Origin of the sequence: Rhodococcus sp. NPDC080181, assembly GCF_040702225.1 — a bacterium.
GTDB classification, from domain to species: Bacteria; Actinomycetota; Actinomycetes; order Mycobacteriales; family Mycobacteriaceae; genus Rhodococcoides; species Rhodococcoides fascians.
In genome coordinates, this window is sequence record NZ_JBFBKN010000072.1 from 1 (window position 1) to 1,132 (window position 1,132).

The 1,132-nt window shown below is 64.9% G+C and carries 1 protein-coding gene and 1 pseudogene; one reads left to right on the forward strand and one right to left on the reverse strand.

Annotation, left to right across the window (positions count from 1 at the left end; translation table 11 throughout):
* Window positions 1-599, reverse strand: a pseudogene (locus AB0O58_RS26755) (apolipoprotein N-acyltransferase); the annotation flags it as partial.
* A 159-nt stretch (window positions 600-758) separates the two neighbouring features.
* Here AB0O58_RS26755 and AB0O58_RS26760 point away from each other — a divergent pair.
* A complete protein-coding gene (locus tag AB0O58_RS26760; protein WP_366239039.1) occupies window positions 759-1,085 on the forward strand; it encodes a hypothetical protein in 327 nt (108 codons plus the stop codon).
* Window positions 1,086-1,132 lie beyond the last annotated feature (47 nt).

Genomic DNA, 1,132 nt, shown 5'->3' on the forward strand with positions numbered 1-1,132 from the left:
CCGGAGGCAACGACGCCGGCCAGAGCGGACCCGATCAGCACCACGACGAACGACAACCCCGGCGCGCCGATCACCGCAGCCAGAGGCAGCAGCGGCCCGTCGGATTGACCGAATGCGATGCGGCCCCAAGGGAAGCCGCCGAACGGGACCCGAGATCGTGCCGCTTCCATCGCCACCCAGGCGCTCGCCACCCAGACCGGCGCCCACGGCAGTCGGGACATCCGATCCGCTACCGCACCGAACAGTGCCACGAAGAGTGCTTGAACGACGGACAGCGCCAGCCACGGCACCGATCCGACGTACTCCCCCACCCACGGCAGCAGAGGCACGAAGAACGCCGAGCCGGCGACGAAGCCGTAGCCGGCCCCCGCACGCGCCCCTCGCCCGCGCACAGCCAACAGCAGCATTGCAAGTGCTACCGGAGCGAGAAACCACAGATCGATGGGCGGGAATGTGGCATACAACATCAGCCCGGATGAGGCGGCGGCGAGGAGCCGGATCCACGCGCGGACTCCGTTGCTGCCGGTCACCCACCGCGCCCGGCTCGGGTCGTAGACGAGAGGTCGAGGCCCGGGCTCGATGCCGGGAGCCGATCTCATGACGGCACGCGCGTGCAGCCGGTACCGGAGGAGCCTCTGCCGTTCATCAACTACTATGGTGCATAGTATTTTATGTGATGGCAACTCTGCGGCGGTGACCGATCCCCTTCCGTCGACACCCAGCACCTGTCCGAGATACACACCCGAGAACGAGGATCCGTGAACCGCTCGCCCACCACGTCTCCCACGCGGCTGCGTGCTTACGCAGTGACTCTCGTGCTGACATTGGTCGCTACCGCGCTGACCGTCGACTACTGGGCGCAAGAAGCATTGGTCGGCTCTCCGATCCCACTACCGATCCTCGAATTGCGGCTCGCCTTCAACCGCGGAATGGCCTTCAGTCTGGGCAATTCGCTGCCCCTATGGGTGATCGTGTCGGTCACGGCGACGATCACCGCCGGGGTCGCGGCCTACGGATGGCACAGCGCTCGGCACGGGGCAATGCCGTTAAGTTACGCCGATACGATAACGCGACACGCGGTGTAGATGTACTTTTAAAGTTGCGGTTTTCGTAGAATTAACTGGTGGACGAA